This window comes from Kandleria vitulina DSM 20405, from assembly GCF_000702065.1.
Taxonomy (GTDB): Bacteria; Bacillota_I; Bacilli_A; order Erysipelotrichales; family Coprobacillaceae; genus Kandleria; species Kandleria vitulina.
Genome location: NZ_JNKN01000012.1, coordinates 34,519 through 53,321, shown reverse-complemented (window position 1 = coordinate 53,321; position 18,803 = coordinate 34,519). Strand labels below are relative to the sequence as shown.

The following is an 18,803-nucleotide window of genomic DNA, read 5'->3' as shown; positions in this document are numbered from 1 at the left end:
TAGTTCCACAAACTCTTCTCTAAGAATTTTACTTGTATATCCTTTTATTTGTCGCATAATGCCTGAAGGACTTAATGTTGGAGGACAATTCAAGAACATATAAGAATAGTCCTTATCACATTCGATTGCAATAATTTCAATTTCTAACTCCTTACATTTTATTTTGACCAGTTCTTTAAAGCGTCTTTCTACATTTGATATCAGAAAAATTTTACGCCTGTATCTTGGACAAAAGACAAAATGGTAGTTTATCAAAGATACCGTTGTGTTCGTATGTCTATATTTATTTTCCATACATATACTATATCATAATATATGTACGCTTCCGGTATCTACATACACTTTTTTTATTTTATTCTATCCATCTCGCACCAAAAGGAGTGGGCTTTTCGCACAGTCTTTTGTAAAATTACCAATAGTCATACGTGTTGGTATATTTGTATTGCTAGTGATGTCATTCTTTAAAATCTATTGGTCATTTATCAGATGTCTTAAGAGTTACATAGAGTCAAACTTTTGAAAGTGACTCTTTTTTTCTTCTTGAATACGCTAACATTTCATCTTGTGAAAAAAATTTTATTTTATTAAAACGCCCTATTTATCACTGGAAAAGCCCTTCCATATATTTCAATGGTTTTATATTTGAGAGATATTTCACATGAAATGTGGTATATTTATATAAGGTACCAGTTATAACTGGAGAAAGGGAACGATTGATCTCTATGACCAATCAGGTTTGTTTATGATATCTTTACTATTATCATTTGTTATCTTAATTTTAGGTTATTTGGTCTATGGGCGCATTATTGAACGTGTGTTTGATCCAGATGATCGAAAAACACCAGCTATCGAATTAGAAGATGGTGTTGACTATGTGCCAATGAAGCCTTGGAAGGCATTTCTTGTTCAGCTATTAAATATCGCTGGAACAGGTCCAATCTTTGGTGCCTTGATGGGTGCTTGCTTTGGCCCAGTTGTATTCTTGTGGATTATTTTCGGAGCTATCCTTGGTGGTGGTGTTCACGATTTCATGGTTGGAATGATTTCCGAACGTCATGCGGGACAATCCATTGCAGAATTATCAGGAAAATATCTTGGCAAACAAGCAAAATGGATTATGCGTATCTTCTCTATCGTACTACTGATCTTATGTGGTACTGTCTTTGTTACTAGTCCTGCCGCTCTTCTTGCCGCATTGACTCCAAATGGATTATCTCAATCCTTCTGGATTGTCGTTATCTTAATCTATTATGTTTTAGCTACACTATTGCCAATCGATAAAATCATTGGTCGCTTCTATCCAATCTTCGGAGCTGTTCTTATCATTATGGCTGTAGGTATCATGTACGGAATTATTTCTGGTGGATATTCAATCCCTGAAATCAACTTCACAGATATGCATCCTACACACTTGCCAGTATGGCCATATATGTTTATCACTGTTGCATGTGGTGCCATTTCTGGCTTCCACGCAACACAGTCGCCAATGGTCGCAAAATGTATTACATCTGAACGTCAGGGTCGTACTATTTTCTACGGTGCTATGTTGACTGAATCTGTCATCGCTTTGATTTGGGCTGCTGGTGGTCTTGCATTCTATAAAAATACACCTGCATTATTTAATGCTTTAAATAATCTTGGTCAATCTAGCGTTGTTCATCAGATTTCTACAGGTATGCTTGGTGGTGTCGGTGGTATTCTTGCGATTATTGGGGTAGTCGCTTGTCCTATCACTTCTGGTGATACAGCCTTCCGTTCTGCTAGACTTATTCTTTCAGAAATCACTCATTTAAATCAGAAGAGCATGAAGAACAGACTTGTGATCACAATTCCACTTCTTGCAATTGGAGCACTTTTAACTCAGCTTAACTTCGATGTATTATGGCGTTACTTCTCTTGGAGCAACCAGACTTTAGCAATGATTTCTTTATGGGTCAGCACAGCTTACTTATTAAAGAAAAAAGACAACAAGTTCTTATCATTGTTTACAGCCTTGCCAGCTACATTCATGTCAGCTGTCAGCTCAACATACATTCTTATGGCAAAAGAAGGTTTCCAGGTAGCACAATCAATCGCCTATCCAATTGGCGTATGCTTCGCAGCCTGCTGTTTCGTGTTCTATCTTATTCAACTTAAACATTCAAGGGAAAATTAAAAAAGTTCACAATTAAGACATAAATGTTATGTACTCTAAGCTTGTCAATAAAATTGACAGATACAAACATAACATTTCCCTTCCCTTTAACTTATGTTAAAAATGAAAAAGAATCCGATTCCCCTATCGGATTCTTTTTCTTATGCATTAAAAGAAAATTTCACAATCATCTTCAACAATCTTACAGTTTTCAAGTACTCTTGGCATAACTTCTTCAGGTTTAGCACCTTCTTCAAATTCAACCATCATCTTTAATGTCATAAAGTTTACATTAGCATCCTTGACACCTTCAGTCTTCTTAGCTGCCACTTCCATCTTATTGGCACAGTTTGCACAATCCACATCAATCTTATAACGTCTTTTCATTATTATTCCTCCTTTTTATTTTAACGATTAAACATGTATTTAATTGTATACTTAAACAGTACTCCTCAAGTTAGAATCTGTCAATATATTTGATTGAAAAGTTCATAACTTTTGTTAGAATGTATATATTGAAAGGAGCATCCTATGAATAAAGAATTGCCACATAATCACGGAGGAAAAAGTATTCAAGTCATCGAACAGATGCCTTCATTAGATGTTGTAGAAGATGTCGCTAATGTCTTTAAACAGTTAGGTGATGCCAGCCGGCTAAGAATCTTCTGGTTCTTATGTCATTGTGAAGAATGTGTCACTAATATTGCAGCCGCCATGAATATGACTTCACCAGCAGTCAGTCATCATCTCCGCTTATTAAAAAGCTCCAACCTGATTGAAAGTCATCGTCATGGAAAAGAGATGTACTATCATGCAACCAATACGGAAATAGCACAATCTCTTCATCACCAGATTGAATCACTTGTTAAGATTACATGTCCAGATGAAAAGTAGGAATCAAATGATTCCTACTTTTTTACTTTGATATATTGTACACCAATACCGCCTACACCCATATGGGCACCAACTACCGCTGGTAGTTCTCTTACGACGACATCACATTCACCAATTTGACTTATCAAGTAGTCTTTTAGATCATTAGCTTCTTTCTCACATAATACATGTTCAATCGCAAAGGCGTATGTTGAAGCATCTGCACCTTTTTCAATAGCACGATCTATTAAGCTTTTAGCTGCTTTTTTTACAGTTCTTACTTTTGTCAAAGTGTCAATCTTGCCACCTAACTTATAGTTCAGTTCCATAACTGGAACAATTTTTAGCATTCCAGCAAGCAATGCAACTGCAGGGGTAATACGTCCACCTTTCTTTAAATGATCAAGGTTTGGTACCATAATGACTGTTCCTGAATGTTCTACCATATCTTCAAGAACATCCTTGATATAATCTACATCTTTCCCTGCTTCTACAAGTTCTCTTGCCTTATAGACAAGTTCCCTTTGGTTTCTGGCAGTTCCTTTAGAATCAACAAGTGTTATTGGTAATCCAACCATATCACAAGCTACTTTCATCCCATTTAATGTCGAAGAAAGACCAGTTGCAATAGGTATACCGATAATTTCTTCATAACCATCTTCCTTGATCTTTTCAACAGCCTTTAGCATTTCTCCTGTCGAAGGCTGAGAAGTCTGTACAATAAGGTTTTCCTTTTCCATTGTCTTAAATACATCAATACTTGTAACCTCTAATTGATCCAAGTATGTTTTCTGTTTCATCGTAATACAAAGAGGAGCAATATATATCCCTGGATGATCTCCAGTTATTTCTATCTGACACCCACTATCAGCGAGCACTGCAATTTTTTTCATTTTCTTACCTCTCACTTCTTTTTGACAATCTACCGACTATCCTATAATATAAATTTATGAAATCTATAGAAAACATAACACAATATACAACAATCATCAAGAAATCAGAGTTTATTACAACGTTAATTCCATGTAATGAAATTGAACAGGTGGAATCCCTTGTCGCAAAATACTCAAAAAGCGATGCAACTCATAACTGTGTTGCCTATATTGTCAACAATCATGAAAAAGCTAATGACGATGGTGAACCTAGTGGTACAGCTGGATTACCAATGTTAAATGTGCTACAAAGACAAGGATTAGAAAACATCATAGCAATTGTCACACGTTACTTTGGTGGTATTAAGCTAGGGGCTGGTGGCTTAACTAGAGCCTATACCAATAGTGTAGCTGATGCCTTAAAAGAAGCACGCATTGTAGAAAAAGAATGTGTAGCTAAGTATCGCATTGATGTAGACTACCATTACAGCAAGAAACTTAGCTACCTTATTCAAGCTAAGAATCTTCCTCTTGTAGATACTATCTACGATGAAAAGGTTCACTACATTCTCTTTTTAAAAGACACATCGTTCATTGATGAAATACAGGAATTAACAGCCAATACTTTCACTTATGAAAAGATTGGTGAAGATTACATCGAAATTGCCTAGTCACTTTCTTAATTGCAAATTAAAGAGTATAATAAAAGCAAGGAGTGATTAAGATGTATGATGTCGCAAAATTATATCAGCTAGTGCTTAACAGAGAAATTGCACTTGCAAAAAATCAGATTCTTGATACACAAAGAATCAAGCATAAGCTTCTAGCCTTCTTGCAGTGTGTCAACACTGTTGGTGAAAAAGCTCATGTCTACACATTCTGGGATCGAGAAATACGTATTGATCATCAGGAAATCCTTGAGAGTATTATTGAAGGTATTTCGATGATCATGAGTATTGGATATGAGATGCGTATTGATGAAATCAAGACGCATGAAGAAATTCCTTCTTCTATTTCAAAAGATGAACTCATGTTTAAGATCTATGAAGATGTCATTATCTTCAAGAACACATTTGATCCTATTATCTATCAAGATCTTCTAGATGATTATTTCCATCTTGGCTTTATGCTAGGAATTAGCATAGAAGAAATTGTCAACTCATACAAATAACCTTTTGAATAATCAAAAGGTTATTTTTTTCTTTGTATAATTGTTACTTTTTCATTATAGATTGCATTAAGCCACTTGTTGAGCTGTTCTTTCTTTTCATTAGATAAAGGTTCTTTTACAGTAATAATAAATACTTTACTCGTCTGTTTCTTGTTATTGACCATCTGTTCCATATTACCTAAAGAAATATTTTCTATTTCTGGATAGATAATCTTTACTTGCTTAGAGACATTCTCTATTGCCCCTACCGCATTGCTTGTAGAACGAGATGAATTTTGTGAATTGATCATGATTCCTGCCATGACAAGACTTGGAATAATCACAATGATAGTATTGCGAATAACTCTCTTCTTTAATTTCTTCCATGCTTCAGGAGAAACATGTCTTACCTGTGGTACTTCTAGAATTAACAAGATCGTCATCGCTGATAAGAAAATAAAGTACGCATTTACAAAGAATAGATACATGGCACTTGCAAATCTTAGCCAATTTCCTCTTGCTAAAAAGAAACCACAAGTACATAAAGGCGGCATGAGTGCTGTCGCGATAGCGACACCCGGTATGACATTGCTTTTCTCTTTCCTTGTAATGCCAATAATGCCCGCAAGACCACCGCACGATGCAATGAGGACATCATAGATGGATGGAGTCGTTCTAGCAAGAAGCTCCGATGTTTCAATTGTAATTGGTGATAATCTAAAATAAATTGTAGAGGCTAAAATACTAAGTGTAACCTGGAACATAAGACCAATCACTGATTTTCTAAACAGATGAAAATCAGCTGTAGCAGCTCCATAGGCCATAGCGTGAATACTGCCCATAAGCGGACTGATAAGCATAGCTCCAATAATAACTGCAGTGGAATTCATATTGAGCCCAATTGATGCAACAAGCATCGCTAAAATAAGAATGCTCATATTGCTGCCGGTTACCTGTCCGTCATCGACTAGTCTTGTTTTAATCGTATCGTGTGAAGCTGTATCGTTTCTAAGAGAGAACGCTTCACGTATTATTTCTTTAATCTTCATATTGCTATTATACATGATTTATTCAAGTAAATTAACTATAAAAATAGAAACCGAAAAACGGTTTCTATTTTAAGGTTCTATAAATATCTTTTAAAAACTTTGTTGCTAAAGGCAACGGTGAAGGATCATTGATGGCAATAGCAAGCTGATTATCTTCAAAAGAAAGCTTTGCTTTTTTAAATAATGAATTAGAAAGACTAAAGAGATGGACACCATCCGCTTGTCTTGTATAGTCTTTTGTAAATGTGATAACCAGTCCTTTTGCTCCTTCATCTACATTTTCTATAATTGGATGATAGCAAAGGATTTCGAATCTTCTTTTTTCTACGATATTGCATATTTCTCTTGGTAATTCTCCATAGAGATCTTTTAAAGCTGCTTCTACTTCATCAAGTTCTTTCATACTGTTAGCACGATATATTCTTTGATAAAGCTCAAGTTTTTCCATATCGCTTTCTACATAGTTTTCTGGGATATAGCCATCTACTTTTACATTGGTAGTAGGCACATCTTCTTTTTCCTTTTTCCCTTGCTTTTCATCAATGCATTCCTGAAGTATTTTCATATACATATCAAAGCCGACACTATCGATAAATCCAGCCTGTTCTCCACCTAGAATATCTCCCGATCCTCTGATAGAAAGATCTCTCATCGCAATCTTGTAGCCACTGCCTAAGGCTGTGAATTCTTTAATGGCCTTTAGACGTTTTGCGCCTTCTTCAGTCAGATTCTTGTTTTTGCGGTAGAACAGGTAAGCGTAAGCAATACGGCTGCTTCGTCCTACTCGTCCTTTAATCTGATAGAGCTGTGCTAAGCCAAAGTGATCAGCATCTTCAATGACAATCGTATTGGCATTAGGAATATCGATTCCTGTTTCTACGATGGTTGTACAGATAAGAATGTCATATTCATGATTGACAAAGTCTTCCATGATACGTTCAAGATGATCCTTATCCATTCTTCCATGTCCAATCGCAATACGGGCATTTGGTACTAGCTGCTGGATACGTGAAGCAAAGGATTCAATAGTTTCTGTTTTATTGTAGAGGTAGAACACCTGTCCTCCTCTTGCTAATTCTCTTTCAATGACCTGTTTTATTAATGGTACATTACGTTCACTGACATAAGTCTGTACTGGCAGACGGTTACGCGGTGGCGTTTCTATCTGGGATAGTCCTCTAATACCCATAAGTGACATCTGCAGTGTTCTTGGAATTGGTGTCGCTGTTAATGTCAATACATCAATCGTTTTACGATATTCCTTGATCTTTTCTTTTTGTCTTACACCAAATCGCTGTTCTTCATCGATACATAAAAGTCCTAAATCTTTAAACTGTACATCTTTTGAAAGAATACGATGTGTTCCTACAAGAAGATCTATCTTTCCTTCTTTTAAATCAGCAAGTATTTCTTTTTTCTGTTTTGTAGTTGTAAAACGATTCAATAAGGCAATACGTACACCAAAGTTTTCAAATCTCTTTGTCATTGTACGATAATGCTGAGAAGAAAGAATGGTTGTAGGACATAGAAAAGCACACTGCTTATTAGAAAGAATGGCCTTGAAGCAAGCACGAAGTGCAACTTCTGTTTTCCCAAATCCAACATCTCCACAAAGAAGACGGTCCATTGGTCTTGCCAATTCCATATCAGCCTTGATTTCATCAACTGCCTTCTTCTGGTCAGGTGTTAATTCGTAGCCAAAGGCATTCTCAAATTCTATCTGCATTTCACTATCTGGCTCAAAGGCAAATCCTGGCTGTTTCATTCTTTCCGCATACAAGGCGATAAGATCATCCGCTAAGCCATCCACCTTAGCTCTGACGCGTGCTTTTTCTTTCTGCCATTTTGTAGAATTCAAGGCATGAACTTGTGGTACCTTGCCATCTCTTGAAGCGTATTTACGAATAAGCTTGAAATTTTCTACTGGTACATAAAGAATATCGTTTCCTTTATAGGCAATATAAAGGAAGTCCTTGTGTACACCTTTAACAACCAGTGTCTTAATGCCCATATATTGTCCAATACCGTTGGTATCATGAACAACATAGTCTCCAATATTTAATTCATTGTAGTCATGGAGTACCTTAGCATCCTTGTATTTTACATAGCCTTTCTTTTTAGATGCTACATGGAAAAGTTCTCTTGCTGTAAGAAGGACAACACGTTCATCAACGAATTCTAAGCCTCTGTTTAATTGTCCCTGATAAAGGTTGATGCCATCGTAGATGCTATCTTCACTTCCTACTACAGTATAGGAAAGCTGATGTTCTTCTAAGAATCTCAGCATGCTGTTGACTTGTGTTTTTTCATTAAGACATATTAACACCTTATCAAAAGTAAGATAATCTTTAAGCTGATTAATAAATACTTTATCATTAATCATCTCTATCTGTGCTGGTCTTGTTCTGAATTCTACCTGATCATCTTTATTTTTAAAGGCAATAAAATCAATATCTCGATGCTTAAGTAGTGTTGAAGGATTATGCGTCAATACCAATCCCTTTAGCATTTCTCCTACTTCCTGCATTTCATGGAAATAATAGAAATTCTCTTCACTGTATCTTTGATATGACTTTGATATATTCAAATAAGATGCCGTAATGATTTCTGCATTATCAGCATAATCCAATATAGAAGATGTTTCACTAAATAATGATAGATACTGATAAATACGCGGATTATAGTCTTCACTTCGTAATGCTTCTTTATCTAAGAAAAGATGTTCTTCAAGGTTCTCTTCTGCTTCTTCTTGAAGACTCATTTTCTCATGAAGTTCATCCATCTTCTTGATGACTTCTTCTACTTCTTCTTTATTAAATAACATATCAGTAGCTGGATAGATTTCTACTTCCTTCACTGACTGTGTTCTTCTTTGACTGTCTTTATCATAGAAAGAAATGGATTCTATTTCATCATCAAAGAATTCAATACGAATTGGATCTTCATATTGAATACTGTAAACATCAATGACACCACCTCGTCTTGAAACATAAAAAGGACTGTCAACACGTTGAGATGTGTGATAGCCAATATGTATAAGTTTCTTTCTTAACTCCTGTGGGTCAATGATTTCTCCTACTTTTAGTGTCATCAGTGATTGATTAAACAATGTCACTGGTGTAATAAATCTGCTTAAAGAATGCATATGACATATACAGACACATGGTTCTTTTCTTAGCATTGCCATAGCGTTTAATCTTTCACCTACAAGTTCATAAGAATAGGCAACAGATTCTATTCGCAATGATTCATCGCTTGGAAAGTAGCATACCGACGAGAGCAGTTCACTTAATTCACGATAGAGCTCTAATGCCTGATACTGATTTTCTTTTACGATAATCATTGTTTTTTTCTTAAGCAGAAAAGCACTAGCAATGAGGTAGGCCTCATCACTAGCTTCATTTGTAACGATTTCTCCCTTACCTTTGATCATCATCTTTAAGGCAGGATTGTTTTTCAATAAATTAAGTATTTTCTTCATTGTGTTCCTCTAGTTAAATGTATTCATCGCTTTATTGAAATCATCATTGTCAATGTAACACATAATAGCATCTACACATGTCTTGATTCCTTCTTGAATAACTGGATATTCAGCAGGACCAAAATGTCCAAGAACATAATTCACTACATCACAGTGTGGAATCTTGCCGATCCCAAATCTGATTCTCTTGAAGTCCTGTCCACCTACATGAGATATAATGCTCTTCATGCCATTATGTCCACCAGCGCTTCCTTTTTCACGTAATCTAAGTTTTCCTACTGGCATATCCATATCATCATAGATGACAAGAATATCTTCCTTATCAATCTTGAAGTATTTCATAATAGCACCTACAGACATACCTGAATTATTCATGTATGTCTGTGGCTTAAGAAGAACAATGTCTTCTCCCTTATATTTAAATTTAGTATACAGTCCTTCAAATTTCTTTGTTCCAATCTCCTGATTGAAATGTTCTGCCAAGGCATCAATACACATAAAGCCAGTATTGTGTCTTGTGTTGTCATATTTTTTCCCTGGGTTTCCTAATCCAATAATTAACTTCATCTTATCTCCTATCTTGCTGCTATGACGAAAGAACATGGGGCAACGTTCATATAGCCGTTCTGTATTTCTTCATGATCAGCTTTTTGTAATATCTTAAAACTATCTTCGATAGAGATGCCAATGTTATCCAATGAAGGGTTAACATAGATTCTAAATTCATGATAGCTTCCCTCATCCTGAGTAAGAATATATTCTATCATACGATGGTTGATATTGTTAATAGAAATATGATTTCTCATGTCTTCAAAATCATAATATCTAAAACATTTGTTTTCTTTTCTTAAGCGAATAAGATCTTTTACAAGATGAACAGTCTTCATGTTCTGATCTCTTCTTCCCCAGTCAAACTGATTGACTTCGTCTCCAGCATTATAGGAGTTGGCATTGCCCTTCTTAGTATCATAGAATTCTTCTCCTGCATGCAAGAATGGAACACCTTGCGAAAGCAATGTCATAACGAGTGCAAGATCACATCTTCTTCGAATATAATCTTCTCCTTCGTCTCTATTGCAGACCACAAATTTATCATACACAGTAGCATTATCATGACATTCTACATAATTGATGCTCTGTTCAATACTTGAGAATTTATTGTAGTCACACATCGCAAAAATCGCTTCATTGGTTTTATATGTATCACCAGATGTATATCCCTTGATTTCCATCTGATTATTACCACGCATAGTGTCTCTGAAGAAATCATTAAAGAATCCAACCTGAGGCATTTTTCCATTGTTTTCAATAATCGCTTTTTCTTCAATTGGCAATGTCCCCATGTTCCATCCTTCACCATAAAGCATAAATGATGGATCAATAGAGCGTCCCTGTTCTTCTATCGCATTAACTGTCTCTACATCAAGAATTCCCATAAGGTCCATACGATAGCCATCTACACCATAAAGTGTCTGCCATCTCTTGCACATATCAAGAATGTACTTACGACACATCTTGGCAGTGGAATTCATATCGTTGCCACACCATGTCCCGTTAGTTAAATATCCATTTTCATCTGTTCTAAAGAAATAATGTGGAACTGTTTTTGCAAGAGCATTGTCGAAGATATCGTGCATGTGGTTATAGACAACATCAAGAATAACTCTCATACCATGTTTATGAATGGCATCAATCATATCACGACATTCCTGAATACGGCGGTATCCATCATTAGGAATTGTGACATAACTTCCTTCTGTTACATTGTATTGAGCTGGGTCATATCCCCAGTTATAGAGTTCATATGGATGATCTTCATCGACTGTCGCATAATCGTTAATTGGCATTAACTGAATATGTGTTACACCTAAATCTTCTAGATAATCCACACCACTCTTCTCATTCATCATTGTTTTATTGCCCTCTTCTGCGAAAGCAAGGAACTTCCCTTTATGTCTTAAGTTCCCATAGCTATCAACTGAGAAGTTTCTAACATGAAGTTCGTAGATGACAGCATCTGTCTTATGTTCTAATGGTGGTAGAACATAAGTTTTCTTTCTGATTTTATTTAAATCAACAATAATTGATGAACGTTGATTTGAAGTTGATGCATAAGCATACGGATCACATGATTCAATGACTTGATCATTATTTCCAATGAGATAAGTATATTCATAATTTTCAAGATCCTTAAATATACGTAAGGCAAAGACACCTTTATCTAATCTTTTCATTTCATAGAGTTTAATGTCATCATAATGTTTCAACTTAACAATAACACTTGTCGCTGTAGGGGCCCACACCTTAAAGCTTGTCGCATATGGTGTATAGGCTGGACCAAGGTCATCTCCATCATAGTAGAAATGATCATCAAACTCTTTACATAATGGTAGGCGAGAAAAATCAAGAAAACAGGTTAAGCCGTAGGCGTCAGATACACGGTAGCTCTTCCCTATCTTAAATGACGTATGGAAAAGATATGTGTTGTATCCATCTTCTTCACCGGCTGTATCCCCATGAAGGAGTTCATGTTCACTTGTTTCTAGATCCTTAAGATAAAATTTACTAGAAATACCATTATAGTAGTTCTTTGAAAGGTAAACCTTAATCGTATCAAAGGATATGGCATACGCATACATTCTTGCAGACTCCTGCTGCATATCAAAACACCCCTTTTCTATATTTCACATTTTATCACAAAGAGCTAAAAAAATCGTTATTATCACTTATTATTTTTATATATAAAGAAACCATAGAGCAAAATCTCTATGGTTTCTGATTATTCTTCTAGGAATGAAGAGAGAACGCTATCGACAAGTTCCCAATCTTCATCGCTTTCGCAAGGATGAAATACACCTTCTTCATCAGTGTCATCCTGGTACATTGCATAATATGAGATATTTCCTTCATCATCTTCCTTGTAATCTGTATAGATTGTATAATGACGCGTATTATCTAAATTATCGAATGTATAAACGATAAAGTAGTTTTGTTCCTGTCCATCTTCGTCCTGCAATGTGATTTTTAAATCATTATCCATCTTAATGCTTTACCTTTTCTAGATGCCAGATATCTCTTACATATTCTTCAATTGTACGATCACTTGAGAAGTAACCTGCTTCAGCAATATTCTTCAAGCACATTGCTGACCATTTCTGGCGCTGCTGATAAAGATCATTGATCTTTTCTTGTGCCTGACGATAAGCTTCAAAGTCTGCCAATAAGAAATATTCATCATTCTTTGACATTAATTCATCAAAAATAATCTTGAATTCTTCTCTTGAAGGATGGAAAGTACCATCTGTTAAGCTATCGACAACTTTCTTGATCTTTGGATTATTGTTGTAGTAATTCCATGCAGAATATGAATGAGAAGCTTTTAATGCTTCAACTTCATGATCCCTTAATCCAAAGATAACAACATTATCTTCACCTACACGTTCTGCAATCTCTACATTGGCACCATCTAATGTACCTAATGTAACTGCACCGTTAAGCATGAATTTCATATTACCAGTACCGCTGGCTTCCTTACCAGCTGTAGAAATCTGTTCTGAAACATCAGCTGCTGGCATAATCTTTTCTGCTAATGTTACACCATAGTTTTCAAGGAAGACTACTTTTAAGAACTGATTAGTTTCTGGATCATTGTTGACTTTATCTGCGACACTGTTGATAAGCTTGATAACCTTCTTCGCAAAATAGTAAGAAGGAGCAGCTTTCGCACCGAAGATAAATGTACGTGGATAGATTCTAAAGTTTGGATTCTGTTTCATTTCCTGATATAGGTAAATGATATGCATGACATTAAGAAGCTGTCTCTTATACGCATGCAGTCTCTTTACCTGAATATCGAAAATAGAATTAACATCTACATCAATATCATTGTGTTCTTTGATATAATCCGCAAGAACCTGTTTTCTCTTCTGTTTTACATTGTAGAATTTAGCCTGAACGATAGAATCGTTGACATATTTATTAAGACAAGTTAACTGATCTGGTTCTTTGATCCATTCATCACCGATTGTCTCTTTTAATAATGCTGTTAACTCAGGGTTGCTGTAAGCAAGCCATCTACGATGTGTAACACCATTTGTCTTATTGTTGAACTTACCAGGATATAAATCATTAAATTCCTTCATTTCTCTCGTCATAAGGATTTCAGAATGTAATCCTGCTACCCCATTGACTGAGAATGAACCAGCAATTGCTAAGTGTGCCATATGTACCTGGCCGTTATTGATAATTCTGACTTTATTTAAAATATCTTCATTGCCATCAGTTTTCTGTTTTACAAAACCGACAAAACGACGATCGATTTCTTCGATGATCTGGTAAACTCTTGGAAGAAGATCTCTCATCATATCAACTGGCCATTTTTCCAATGCTTCAGCTAAGATTGTATGGTTAGTGTAAGCACAAGAATGCTTAACAATTTCCCATGCATCATCCCATTCATAATCATATTCATCTAATAGAATACGCATTAATTCAGGAATAACTAATACTGGATGTGTATCATTTAACTGAATGACATTCTTTTCATGGAAGTTAGAAAGATCCTTGTAGACTCTTAAATGAGCACGAACAATAGAATTTAATCCGGCAGCCACGAAGAAATACTGCTGTTTTAATCTTAAGATCTTACCTGCAAGTGTTGAATCATCAGGATAAAGTGTCTGACAGATCATATTGACTTCATTTGCATACTGCTGGAAGTCCTTGTTTACAGGAATATTTTCAGAAGGTTCAGCCTTCCATAATCTTAATGTATTAGTAATTAATGTATCATTACCAACAACTGGTACATCATATGGTACTGCTCTTACAGATTCAGCTTCCACATGTTCCCATTTACCTTTCTTATCATTCCAGATGACTTTACCCCAGAACTTGATTTCACAGGCGTGCTTTGGCTTACGCACTTCCCATTTATATCCTAACTGTAGCCACTGGTCAGGTACTTCTACCTGATAGCCATCTTCAATTTTCTGCTTGAAGAACCCATAGTCATAACGAATAGTCTGCCCGAATGCAGGATAAGAAAGTGAAGCTAGAGAATCGATAAAGCAAGCAGCTAATCGACCTAACCCACCGTTTCCTAAACCAGCATCTGCTTCTAATTCTTCAAGTTCATGAATATTAATATCAAATTCAGCTAACCCTTCTTTAGCGATATCATAGATACCCAGGTTCATCATATTGTTAACTAGAAGACGTCCAATAAGGAATTCCATCGAGAAGTAATGAAGCTGTTTCATAGACTTCTGCTGAACGGCCATCTTAGTCATTGCCCAGTTCACTGAAGCATAATCTCTAACCATGCTTTCTAGAACCATGAATTTCTCTGTAATATGTGACTCTTCGACAGTACGTCCATAAGCTTCAATAATACGTTTCGAGAATTCATATTTAAATTCTTCTTTAGTTTTAAACATTTTTTGTCCCCCTTAGAACAAAGACAACTATTTTTTAGCTGTCTTTGTTGTCTTAGATTTCTTTACTGGCTTCTTTGTAGTCTTGCGTGCTGTTTTCTTCTTTTCAGCAGGTTTTCTATATTCAAAGACTGATGCACTAAATGGTGCAAGTTTCACTGTAATATAGTTTTCCTCATTCTTGCATTGCCCCTTCTTAGAGCGAATAGCTCTAGGATTGGTCATATTGCTGCCAGTATAGACATCCTGATCAGTATTCAGGATTTCCTTGTAGCTTCCACTAAATGGTACTGGTACCTGATATGCATCATGTGAGTTACCAATAAAGTTAGCGACTACAAGAATGCAATTGCCTTCTTTGTCTGTTCTTGTATAGGCAAAGACGGATTGTGCATTATCATCTACAACCATCCACTTGAAGCCATCGTATTCATAATCTGACTCCCATAATGCAGAATGGTCTTTGTAAAGCATATTTAAATCCTTAAAGAACGTATGGAAAGAATCATGCTGAGGGAATTTCAAGATTTCCCATCCTAAAGCTTTCTTTTCATCCCATTCTTTGTATTCCGCAAGTTCATTACCCATGAAGTTAAGTTTCTTTCCTGGATGAGTCATCATGTAAACATAAAGAGCCTTAACCTGAGCGAACTTCTGATCATTGTTACCCCACATCTTGTCAAGAATTGTTCCTTTAGAATGAACAACTTCATCATGAGAGAAAGGTAAAATGAATTTTTCTGTATAGAAATACATCATTGAGAATGTCAATAAGTTATGATCATACTGTCTATAGACAGGATCTTCCTTAAAGTATCTTAAGGTATCATTCATCCAGCCCATATCCCACTTATAATCGAAACCTACTCCGCCTTCGCTAGCTGGCTTAGTTACAAATGGATAATCAGTACTATCTTCTGCAATCATCATGACAGATGGATGTGCTTCATTGATTTTAGTATTCATTCTCTTTAAGAATTCAATAGCACCATCGTTTTCACCTATGAATTTATTGCCTTTCCAATATAGCATATTAGAAACAGCATCAAATCTAATACCGTCCATGTGGTAAACATCAATCCAGAAGTTAACCGCACTCATCAAGAATGAACGCACTTCATCCTTACCGGCATCAAAGTAAACTGAATCCCATTCAGAATAACGACGATTGACATCCGCATATTCATAAACGAATCCTTCATCAAACTGAACAAGACCATGCGCATCTTTTACGAAGTGCGCAAGAACCATATCCATGATGACACCAAGTCCAGCTTTATGGCACTCATCCACAAACTTCATTAACTGTTTTGGATTACCATAGCGGCTTGTAGCACTAAAGTATCCTGTAGCCTGATAGCCCCATGATCCATCAAATGGGAATTCATTAAGTGGCATCAACTCTAAATGTGTAAATCCATTTTCTACTGCATAAGGAATGATCATATCAATAAGTTCTTCATAAGAATAGAATTCACCATCTTCTGTATCAGTAAATTCCTTCTTTAATTTCCATGAGCCAAGATTGACTTCATAGATATTAAGTTTCTTATCAAAGTTCTTTGTACGATTTTTTAGCCATTTCTGATCTTTCCATTTATAATTATCAATATCGATGAACTTAGAAGCCGTACCCGGTCTCATTTCACTGAAGAATGCATATGGATCTGCTTTATCAAAAACATTTCCACTCTGTCCTTCAATACGATATTTATACATCTGGAATGCTTTTACATTAGGAATCCATTTTGTCCAGATTCCACCATCATAGTAGCGTTCCATATAATCATTAGATCCGTTCCAGCCGTTAAATTCACCAACGACCTGAACGCTTCTTGCGTTAGGGGCAAAAACAGTAAATCTAACCCCTTCAACGCCATCCACAATTTCCTTGTGAGCTCCAAATAACTTATAAGATTCTAGGCAGTTGCCTTCATGAAACAATTTAATTAAGAAATCATCTAACATACTCATTTCCTCCATTACTATATATTATACATGAAAGGGCTTTAAAATCCATTAAAATAGAGCTCTTTAAAGAATTTAAAGGACTATTTTATAACGAGCTCATTGATATTTTTTAACATTAGAGTGATTGTGCCGTCTTCATTTTTTACTTTTTCATAATTCGTTCCAGAAACATAGTCTTCGACATTCATCTTAACTTCTACTTCTGTATCTGTTGTCAACTTACACGTTTCAAGACTTTTTCCTGAAGGCATGCTTTTCATGACATCATCTTCACCAACGCCAAGATCTTTCATCATGACATCAGCCTCTTCACTAGCCTGATAGTCTTTTTCAAGGACCTTCTTGACAATTTCTATCGGCTTAATGACTTCATCATTCATCAGCTTCTCATTCATGATTCTTTTCATGACCGGAAGCCCTTCTGTCTTATTGACATGATAGATATCATCTAACTTATTAACGACTTTCTTCATCGTATTAAACTTTTGTCTATCAGTCAGCTTCTCTTCGCCTTTGATCCATTCTTTATTAAGATAAGTCTGAAGCTTTCCATCAATAGAGTATTTCTTTTCAATAAGAGAAATTGTTTTCTTATCGACATTAATGACGATTGCTTCATCAACTGGTGACCCCTGTGTAGGCATAATCTGACGTCTTGTCAATCTTACGTTACCTTCTTCAATAACAGTCATTGGCACATACTTATAGTTGAGTTTAAGACACGCAATTACATGTTCACCATCCTGATAGCAGTCCACGTAGAGCATATTGGCATTAGGCATGGCCTGGATCATTGTGCCAAGCTTAAAGAAATGTTCAGTAATTTCTTTTGCCTGATGAAGAAACTCTTCATCGCTTTCTACCATCTTATCTCCTCTTAAGATCATTTCATGAAGAGATGGTACAGTTAGCTCCTTAAGCTGATTGCTGTAGAGAGCCTTCTCAATTTTCTTATGATAATAATCTCTAGTTGTATCATTGATTGGCGCAAACTCTTCACTTAAATGAATAGTATTGTGTTCAAAATCAAGCATGTGCATAAGCACTTTATTGATAATAATAGTATTTTGCATGTTTAATCTCCTTTGTTTATTATATAGATATTTATTTCAAAAACCATACGGTTTTAAAATATGAAAACAGGCCTATTCCTGGCCTGTATTCTCACTTGTAGATTCAGTTCGTTCAAAGACATTCTTACTGATGTTGATATCCTCAAGAGCATCCTTGAATACAGCGATAGATTCGGTCTTTTTGACACCATTTCTAAGATATGTGACTTCCGAGTTTGTCTCATCAGTCATATAGTATGGCACCCTGCGATAAGCTAATCTCGCATTATCGATAAGCGTATAAGACTGGTTGGTCTTATTATCAATCACTTGTACAAGATCTCCGCTTAGAACTAACGTATAAGCAACCTTCGTTGCTTCTACCTTGCCAATCATATCCTTTGACTTTGGACCGACAAGCTTTAAATACTTAGAAAAAGACTGCGTTTTTCCGATGTTATAACCAAGTACTTTTTCATTCTTTTTTATGGTGAATGTGACACGTTTATAGGAAGAATCACTTTTTTTACCTACGGATTTATAATAGTGGGCCGCCAGGTCCACATCCTCTTTTAGCACTTCATAGCTGAGGGATTTCTTTTCCACCTGATGATTTTTCACAGTCGTTTTTGGTAGATGATAATAGCCTGTCAAAAAGACAGATACCATCAAGATTGTCAAAAACAACATAGCAGGTCCTCTTTGAAGTCTTCTCATATGTTCACATCCTTCCGGTCACATTCTAACATTTTCAAATGCCATACAGCAACTGTAAATTTTATTCAA

At 35.8% G+C, this 18,803-nt stretch carries 16 protein-coding genes; 4 read left to right on the top strand and 12 right to left on the bottom strand.

Annotation, left to right across the window (positions count from 1 at the left end; all coding sequences use genetic code 11):
* On the bottom strand, window positions 1-294 hold a 294-nt coding region (gene tnpA / locus T513_RS11935; protein ID WP_080703111.1), incomplete at its 3' end, for an IS200/IS605 family transposase.
* A 448-nt stretch (window positions 295-742) separates the two neighbouring features.
* Between tnpA and T513_RS0104555 the strand changes: the two genes are divergently transcribed.
* On the top strand, window positions 743-2,155 hold the full coding sequence (locus tag T513_RS0104555) for a carbon starvation CstA family protein (RefSeq protein ID WP_029070015.1): 1,413 nt from the start codon (window positions 743-745) through the stop codon (window positions 2,153-2,155).
* 147 nt (window positions 2,156-2,302) lie between these two features.
* Here the strand turns inward: T513_RS0104555 and T513_RS0104550 are convergent, their stop codons facing one another.
* On the bottom strand, window positions 2,303-2,521 hold the full coding sequence (locus tag T513_RS0104550; RefSeq protein WP_029070014.1) for a cation transporter: 219 nt from the start codon (window positions 2,519-2,521) through the stop codon (window positions 2,303-2,305).
* Between the two features lie 144 nt (window positions 2,522-2,665).
* Between T513_RS0104550 and T513_RS0104545 the strand changes: the two genes are divergently transcribed.
* Window positions 2,666-3,028, top strand: coding sequence for an ArsR/SmtB family transcription factor (locus tag T513_RS0104545; protein ID WP_029070013.1), 363 nt, complete (start codon window positions 2,666-2,668; stop codon window positions 3,026-3,028).
* 14 nt (window positions 3,029-3,042) lie between these two features.
* On the opposite strand, the gene T513_RS0104540 is transcribed toward T513_RS0104545, so the two are convergent.
* Window positions 3,043-3,900 carry a DegV family protein gene (locus tag T513_RS0104540; RefSeq protein ID WP_031589144.1) on the bottom strand — a complete coding sequence of 286 codons (858 nt, stop codon included), beginning with the start codon at window positions 3,898-3,900 and terminating at the stop codon, window positions 3,043-3,045.
* A 56-nt stretch (window positions 3,901-3,956) separates the two neighbouring features.
* Between T513_RS0104540 and T513_RS0104535 the strand changes: the two genes are divergently transcribed.
* Together T513_RS0104535 and T513_RS0104530 are read left to right on the top strand one after the other, a co-directional pair.
* The gene (locus T513_RS0104535) at window positions 3,957-4,550 is read left to right on the top strand and encodes an IMPACT family protein (protein ID WP_031589143.1); all 594 of its coding nucleotides are present in this window, start codon (window positions 3,957-3,959) and stop codon (window positions 4,548-4,550) included.
* A 53-nt stretch (window positions 4,551-4,603) separates the two neighbouring features.
* Window positions 4,604-5,050, top strand: a complete 447-nt coding sequence (locus T513_RS0104530; protein WP_031589142.1) for a dUTP diphosphatase — start codon at window positions 4,604-4,606, stop codon at window positions 5,048-5,050.
* Between the two features lie 20 nt (window positions 5,051-5,070).
* Here the strand turns inward: T513_RS0104530 and T513_RS0104525 are convergent, their stop codons facing one another.
* The 9 genes from T513_RS0104525 to T513_RS0104485 all read right to left on the bottom strand — a co-directional run bounded on the left by T513_RS0104525 (window position 5,071) and on the right by T513_RS0104485 (window position 18,734).
* Window positions 5,071-6,078 carry a TIGR00341 family protein gene (locus T513_RS0104525; protein WP_162176421.1) on the bottom strand — a complete coding sequence of 336 codons (1,008 nt, stop codon included), beginning with the start codon at window positions 6,076-6,078 and terminating at the stop codon, window positions 5,071-5,073.
* Window positions 6,079-6,142: 64 nt separating this feature from the next.
* Window positions 6,143-9,559 (bottom strand): transcription-repair coupling factor, encoded by a 3,417-nt coding sequence (gene mfd / locus T513_RS0104520; protein WP_031589140.1) that lies wholly within the window; start codon window positions 9,557-9,559, stop codon window positions 6,143-6,145.
* 9 nt (window positions 9,560-9,568) lie between these two features.
* Window positions 9,569-10,126 carry an aminoacyl-tRNA hydrolase gene (gene pth / locus T513_RS0104515; RefSeq protein WP_029072760.1) on the bottom strand — a complete coding sequence of 186 codons (558 nt, stop codon included), beginning with the start codon at window positions 10,124-10,126 and terminating at the stop codon, window positions 9,569-9,571.
* A gap of 8 nt (window positions 10,127-10,134) precedes the next feature.
* Window positions 10,135-12,219, bottom strand: a complete 2,085-nt coding sequence (gene pulA / locus T513_RS0104510; protein ID WP_031589139.1) for a type I pullulanase — start codon at window positions 12,217-12,219, stop codon at window positions 10,135-10,137.
* A 119-nt stretch (window positions 12,220-12,338) separates the two neighbouring features.
* A complete protein-coding gene (locus T513_RS0104505) occupies window positions 12,339-12,599 on the bottom strand; it encodes a DUF1292 domain-containing protein (protein ID WP_029070006.1) in 261 nt (86 codons plus the stop codon).
* A 1-nt stretch (window position 12,600) separates the two neighbouring features.
* Entirely contained in the window at window positions 12,601-14,997 is a 2,397-nt protein-coding gene (locus tag T513_RS0104500; protein WP_031589138.1) for a glycogen/starch/alpha-glucan phosphorylase, read from the bottom strand.
* Between the two features lie 27 nt (window positions 14,998-15,024).
* Window positions 15,025-16,962, bottom strand: coding sequence for a 1,4-alpha-glucan branching protein GlgB (gene glgB, locus T513_RS0104495; RefSeq protein WP_201783590.1), 1,938 nt, complete (start codon window positions 16,960-16,962; stop codon window positions 15,025-15,027).
* An 83-nt stretch (window positions 16,963-17,045) separates the two neighbouring features.
* Window positions 17,046-18,038: a nucleoid-associated protein gene (locus tag T513_RS0104490; protein ID WP_029072757.1), complete on the bottom strand. Its 993-nt coding sequence runs from the start codon at window positions 18,036-18,038 to the stop codon at window positions 17,046-17,048.
* A gap of 72 nt (window positions 18,039-18,110) precedes the next feature.
* Window positions 18,111-18,734, bottom strand: coding sequence for a hypothetical protein (locus T513_RS0104485; protein ID WP_031589136.1), 624 nt, complete (start codon window positions 18,732-18,734; stop codon window positions 18,111-18,113).
* Window positions 18,735-18,803 lie beyond the last annotated feature (69 nt).

Bases quoted from the DNA above. Each gene is read 5' to 3' on its own strand.
- T513_RS0104555 (WP_029070015.1), top strand. From the start codon at position 743: ATGATATCTTTACTATTATCATTTGTTATCTTAATTTTAGGTTATTTG.
- T513_RS0104550 (WP_029070014.1), bottom strand. From the start codon at position 2,521: ATGAAAAGACGTTATAAGATTGATGTGGATTGTGCAAACTGTGCCAAT.
- T513_RS0104545 (WP_029070013.1), top strand. From the start codon at position 2,666: ATGAATAAAGAATTGCCACATAATCACGGAGGAAAAAGTATTCAAGTC.
- T513_RS0104540 (WP_031589144.1), bottom strand. From the start codon at position 3,900: ATGAAAAAAATTGCAGTGCTCGCTGATAGTGGGTGTCAGATAGAAATA.
- T513_RS0104535 (WP_031589143.1), top strand. From the start codon at position 3,957: ATGAAATCTATAGAAAACATAACACAATATACAACAATCATCAAGAAA.
- T513_RS0104530 (WP_031589142.1), top strand. From the start codon at position 4,604: ATGTATGATGTCGCAAAATTATATCAGCTAGTGCTTAACAGAGAAATT.
- T513_RS0104525 (WP_162176421.1), bottom strand. From the start codon at position 6,078: ATGAAGATTAAAGAAATAATACGTGAAGCGTTCTCTCTTAGAAACGAT.
- mfd (WP_031589140.1), bottom strand. From the start codon at position 9,559: ATGAAGAAAATACTTAATTTATTGAAAAACAATCCTGCCTTAAAGATG.
- pth (WP_029072760.1), bottom strand. From the start codon at position 10,126: ATGAAGTTAATTATTGGATTAGGAAACCCAGGGAAAAAATATGACAAC.
- pulA (WP_031589139.1), bottom strand. From the start codon at position 12,219: ATGCAGCAGGAGTCTGCAAGAATGTATGCGTATGCCATATCCTTTGAT.
- T513_RS0104505 (WP_029070006.1), bottom strand. From the start codon at position 12,599: ATGGATAATGATTTAAAAATCACATTGCAGGACGAAGATGGACAGGAA.
- T513_RS0104500 (WP_031589138.1), bottom strand. From the start codon at position 14,997: ATGTTTAAAACTAAAGAAGAATTTAAATATGAATTCTCGAAACGTATT.
- glgB (WP_201783590.1), bottom strand. From the start codon at position 16,962: ATGTTAGATGATTTCTTAATTAAATTGTTTCATGAAGGCAACTGCCTA.
- T513_RS0104490 (WP_029072757.1), bottom strand. From the start codon at position 18,038: ATGCAAAATACTATTATTATCAATAAAGTGCTTATGCACATGCTTGAT.
- T513_RS0104485 (WP_031589136.1), bottom strand. From the start codon at position 18,734: ATGAGAAGACTTCAAAGAGGACCTGCTATGTTGTTTTTGACAATCTTG.